This is a genomic window from Polaromonas sp. P3_C2, assembly GCF_056402675.1.
In genome coordinates this window covers 1-1,688 of sequence record NZ_JBFUGX010000798.1, presented here as the reverse complement: position 1 = coordinate 1,688, position 1,688 = coordinate 1, and the positions used below count along the sequence as shown (strand labels likewise).

Sequence of the window (1,688 nt, the reverse complement as noted above, 5' to 3'; positions counted from 1 at the left end):
ATTTCGTCACGCGCAGGGCGGAGTACCGATGCAAACGCGGCCAGGATTTGTTGTTGTAACTCTAGTGCACTCATGAGCTTGATAGTGAAAATGAATGGGCCACCAACACCCGCGGCGAGACCGCCGTATCCCGTTGTGGATCGGAGTTGAGTGAGCCGTTAGAACGAGCGGGGCCCCACAGGGCGCGAAGCGGCCTTTGGAACGTCCGCTCGATGGAGGGGTTAGGCCGTGCCACCGGACACAACCTTCCTCGCATATGACCACGCCTGCTCGGCTTGCTGCAGCACAACAGGGTCCTTCGCGTCGAGAACATACTCGACGACCGCACCGATCCAACCGACGTTTTCATCACCGATGTGGTAATGGGCGAGATAGCTGGATACCCGGTRGTGCGCCTCGTTCAGCCGGCGTACTAATTCAACGGTTTGCTCGGGAGCTCCCTGACTGTGACAAAGAACTCGAATGGCGATGGTGAGGTTGTGGCTCAGCGAAGAGAGGAATCGAGCTCGCTCAGCCGGGCTTAGCGACTGCAACCAACCTGTCTCGCTTTGGATGGAGGCGTTCACGACCTGTTAGACCTCATGGCGCGCGCGTGTGGATCACCCGGAAGCTCCCAAACTCGGACACGGTGGAGTGGATGGGCGCAGCCGAACTGTAGGCCAGCTCGATTGCGTCCGGTCGTTGCCACCGGACAACCACTTCCGGCTCGCGCACGGAGGCGCCGACCAATGAGCCGTGACGCTCGAAGGAAACCAGCAAGTTTCCGGGCGCGTTCGGCAGCATTTCACTCGCGCCTACAAGGGATACATGAGTCGTTCACGCGACCGTTGCAGAACAACTGCGCTCGAACACCACCAACTTCCACAACTGATCAGGTGACGGGATCTCCCGAAGTCGGGAGTTTTTGCAGGACTCAAGCAATGGCCAGGCGAGGAGAGCGGCGCCAGCAATGACGGGAACGGCGAGCCATCCAAGGAGTACCCGTGGGGTGCGGTGCAATCCGGCAGCGGCTGTGAGCATGAGGTCTAACGTGAAGGTGAGTGACGATCAAGAACAGGTGCGCGCGAAGCGCGTACGCACTCGGACGTCCATCCGGACCGGCGAGTTATGTCTCACTCCGGAGCTCCTTGCAGAAGTGACAGTCCGCGCTCTGCAAGCTTTTCAGCAACCCGGGCAATTACCGCTTCCGCCGGGCCGTCAAAGTCGCCTTCAACCTCACTCAATGAGAACCACTGGCGATTCATGGCAAGCTGGGCCGTTCGACCCTGCTGGCCCCAAGACTTGATTTCAACGTGGCCTTGGATTTGCGGCAGGGTGATCCAGATGCAGTCGTGGTACAGGGCGTGCTCGACACCCGCCGAGCGCAAGGTGGCCGACAACTCTTCCAAACCGTCATTGTGAGACATAACGTAAAAATGACCGGACCACGCCTTTCGACGCGAAGCCACCTTCTGCAGGCGGGGCCGTGTTGGCTGACGGGTTAAGCATCACCACCTCCCGCATCCGGCTTCCACCCAACGCGCAGCCTTTCAGCGACACGTTCTGTGAGCCAAGTGGCCGGACCGTACGCCACGGCTTCAATCATGACGGCCTTGTGCTTAGCCTCAGCCCAAGTCACGGAAGTCTCGATTCGAACAAGCTCTCCATCAACTTCAAGGTCGCTGATCTCTGCCGGTGCTCCGATACGC

At 59.6% G+C, this 1,688-nt stretch carries 3 protein-coding genes; all 3 read right to left on the bottom strand.

Translation table 11 applies throughout. The features are described from left to right. Window positions 1-221: 221 nt before the first annotated feature. Window positions 222-566: a hypothetical protein gene (locus AC1DWI_RS22090; protein ID WP_477725777.1), complete on the bottom strand. Its 345-nt coding sequence runs from the start codon at window positions 564-566 to the stop codon at window positions 222-224. Between the two features lie 546 nt (window positions 567-1,112). Further along, window positions 1,113-1,406 (bottom strand): hypothetical protein, encoded by a 294-nt coding sequence (locus AC1DWI_RS22085; protein ID WP_477668256.1) that lies wholly within the window; start codon window positions 1,404-1,406, stop codon window positions 1,113-1,115. A 74-nt stretch (window positions 1,407-1,480) separates the two neighbouring features. After that, on the bottom strand, window positions 1,481-1,688 hold a 208-nt coding region (locus AC1DWI_RS22080; protein WP_477725776.1), incomplete at its 5' end, for a hypothetical protein.

Excerpts from the sequence above, each read along its gene's own strand:
- AC1DWI_RS22085 (WP_477668256.1), bottom strand. The coding sequence starts at position 1,406 with ATGTCTCACAATGACGGTTTGGAAGAGTTGTCGGCCACCTTGCGCTCG.